3 protein-coding genes are annotated in these 2,920 nt (G+C 73.4%); all 3 read right to left on the bottom strand.

What is annotated here, in order from left to right; translation table 11 throughout:
• Positions 1–837 (bottom strand): FGGY family carbohydrate kinase (locus tag E1300_RS48850; protein ID WP_242619906.1); only part of this gene is annotated, 837 nt, incomplete at its 3' end.
• Between the two features lie 42 nt (positions 838–879).
• Entirely contained in the window at positions 880–1,707 is an 828-nt protein-coding gene (locus tag E1300_RS48845; protein ID WP_131764061.1) for an MIP/aquaporin family protein, read from the bottom strand.
• A 194-nt stretch (positions 1,708–1,901) separates the two neighbouring features.
• The coding region (locus tag E1300_RS48840; RefSeq protein ID WP_131764060.1) for a thiamine pyrophosphate-dependent enzyme at positions 1,902–2,920 on the bottom strand (1,019 nt) is incomplete at its 5' end.

Raw genomic sequence — 2,920 nt, 5'->3', positions numbered from 1 at the left:
CGTGTTGAGCAGCAGGAAGTTGCCGGTGCCGTAGGTGTTCTTGGCCTCGCCGGGCGCGAAGCACACCTGCCCGACCGTCGCGGCCTGCTGGTCGCCGAGGATGCCCGACAGCGGGACCTCGCCGCGGAGCGGGCCGTCCCCCCTGGTCACGCCGTACGGCTCGGGCGCCGACGACGGCTTGATCTCCGGCAGCATCGCGCGCGGGATATTGAAGAACGACAGCAGCTCGTCGTCCCAGTCGAGGGTCTCCAGGTCCATCAGCATCGTGCGGCTGGCGTTGGTGGGGTCGGTGACGTGCACGCCGCCGCCGGCGCCGCCGGTGAGGTTCCACAGGACCCAGGTGTCGATGTTGCCGAAGATCGCGTCGCCGTTCTCGGCGGCCTCGCGGACGCCGTCCACGTTCTCCAGGATCCACTGGATCTTCCCGCCGGAGAAGTAGGTGGCGGGCGGCAGCCCCGCGCGGTGCCGGATCGTGGCGCCCCTGCCGTCGCGGTCGAGGGCGGAGGCGATGCGGTCGGTGCGGGTGTCCTGCCAGACGATCGCGTTGTAGTAGGGGCGCCCGGTCCGCCGGTTCCACACCAGCGTGGTCTCGCGCTGGTTCGTGATCCCGAACGCCGCCAGGTCCGAGTGGACCAGGTTGGCCTTGTTCAGCGTGGTCTCGACGACCGCGCGGGTGCGCTCCCAGATCTCGGTGGGGTTGTGCTCGACCCATCCGGCCCGGGGCAGGATCTGCTCGTGTTCGAGCTGGTGGCGCGCGATCTCGTTCCCGCCGTGATCGAAGATCATGAAGCGGGTGCTGGTCGTGCCCTGGTCGAGGGCTCCGACGAAGTCGGCCATGGGGCTCTCCCTTTCGTGTGAGGGGACGGGACGGGCGCGCCGTCAGCTGACGTCGTACTCGGGCTTGCGCTCGGCGCCCGCGGCCGCGGCGTCCTCGGGCTCGGGGATGTTGCGTCCGATCAGCACCAGGTAGAGTCCAGCGCCCACGATGCCCCCGATGAGCGGGCCGACGATCGGGACCCAGAAGTACAGGTCGCCGTACTGGTCCCGCCAGGCCCCGTCGTATCCGGTGAGGAACTGCGCGAGGCGCGGGCCGAGGTCGCGCGCGGGGTTGATCGCGTAGCCGGCGTCGGTGCCCCACGCCATCCCGATCGCGACGACCAGGAGGCCGATGATGAGCGGGGTGAGGTTCGCGAGCGGCGGGGAGTTCCGCAGGTCGGTGAGGGCCAGCACGACGAACAGCAGGATCGCGGTGCCGATGACCTGGTCGCGGAGCGCGCCCCAGGTGCTGATCGGGAGCGTGCCGTTGCCGGGCAGCGTCGAGAACACGCCCTGCGTCTTGATGGTGTGGCCGGGATCGGCCTTGGCGAGCACCTCGGTGTAGTTCCACCGGACGATCAGCGCGGCGACGAAGGCGCCGAGGAACTGCGCGAGGCAGAACGGGCCGACCTTGCGCCAGGGGAACCCCTTGAACACCGCGAGCGCGACCGTCACGGCCGGGTTGATGTGCCCGCCGCTGAGCCGCGCCGACACGTACACGCCCAGCGTGACGCCGATGCCCCACGCCCAGGCGATGCTGTCGTGGTCGCCGATGCCCCCGGCGACGACCTGCGCGACGACGCCCGCCCCGAAGAGGATCAGGATCAGCGTCCCGGCGAACTCCGCGGCCATCTCGCGGGCCAGTTCGGGGACCCTCGGTCGTGCCGTCATCTCTCCTCCTCGCGACTGTGACGTGGACCACACTGCCGCGAACGTAAGGAACCGGACGAATCGGGTCAACCGGCCAGTAACGACAATGTCGGCAGTTCTCGGAGGAACGGCACGCCGCGCCCCGCGCGCACCCCCCGTTCCCGGCCGCGTTCGCGATCATTCCCCAGGTCACCGGCGTCCATGCGGACCGCGGCTCAGTGGCCGCGGAAGGCGTCCTCCAGCCACCAGGCGGGCCGCTCCCGGGTCACCTTGGCGTCCACGACCATCGGGCGGTCCCGGGGCCCGGCCAGCCAGTCGGCGACCGCCGCGAGGTCGCCGGGCCGCCGCACGGTCGCCGCCGCGCAGCCGAAACCGCGGCCGATGGCGGCCAGGTCGGCGGGCGGGAAGGTCACGGTGCCGAGGGGGTGGCCGCCGGGCCCGAAGTGGTGGACCTCCGCGCCGTACGCCTCGTCGTCGTAGACGACCACGAGCAGGCCCAGCCCGAGCCGGACGGCCGTCTCCAGCTCCGCGACCGCCATCAGCGCGCCGCCGTCGCCGAGCGCGGCGACCGTCAGCCGGTCGGGGCGCGCCACGGCGGCGCCGACGGCCGTGGCGAGGCCGAGCCCCACCGCCTGGAACGCCTGGGTGAACACGAGGCCGTCGGCGTCCGGGACGTCCAGGAACATCGCCGGGTAGCCCATGAAGTTGCCCGAGTCCACGGCGACGGTCCGCTCGCGGGGCAGCAGGCCGTCCAGCTCGATGGTCAGCGTCCGCGGGTCGATGCGGGGGCCGTCCGCGCCGGCCTTGCCCGCGGTGTGCTCCTCGTAGGGGACGTCCCGCCAGCGGCCCTCGCGGGCGAGCCGCGCGGCGACCTCCGGCGTCCGGTAGCCGGTGGCGGAGTGCCCGCGCGCCTCCAGCTCGGCGGCGACGGCGCGCGCGGTCTCCGCGACGTCGCCGATGAGGCCGAGGTCGACGGGGCGGTGCGCGCCCAGCGCCTGGGCGTCCACGTCGACCTGCGCGACGGTCGCGTCGCGGCCGATCAGGGCGCCGTGCCGGGTCGTCCACGCGGTGAGCGAGCAGCCCCAGGCGACGACCAGGTCGGCGCCGCGGATCAGCGCGGCGGCGGCCGGCGTGGCGAAGCCGCCGCTGACGTCCAGCCCGAACGGGTCGCCCGCGAACAGGCCGCGCGCGACGGCCGAGGTGGCGGGCAGCGCGCCGCACCGCGCGGCCAGCT

The sequence above is a fragment of the Actinomadura fibrosa genome, assembly GCF_900659615.1.
GTDB classification, from domain to species: Bacteria; Actinomycetota; Actinomycetes; order Streptosporangiales; family Streptosporangiaceae; genus Spirillospora; species Spirillospora fibrosa.
The sequence above is the reverse complement of the archived record's forward strand: the minus strand, read 5'-3'. Positions and strand labels throughout refer to the sequence as shown.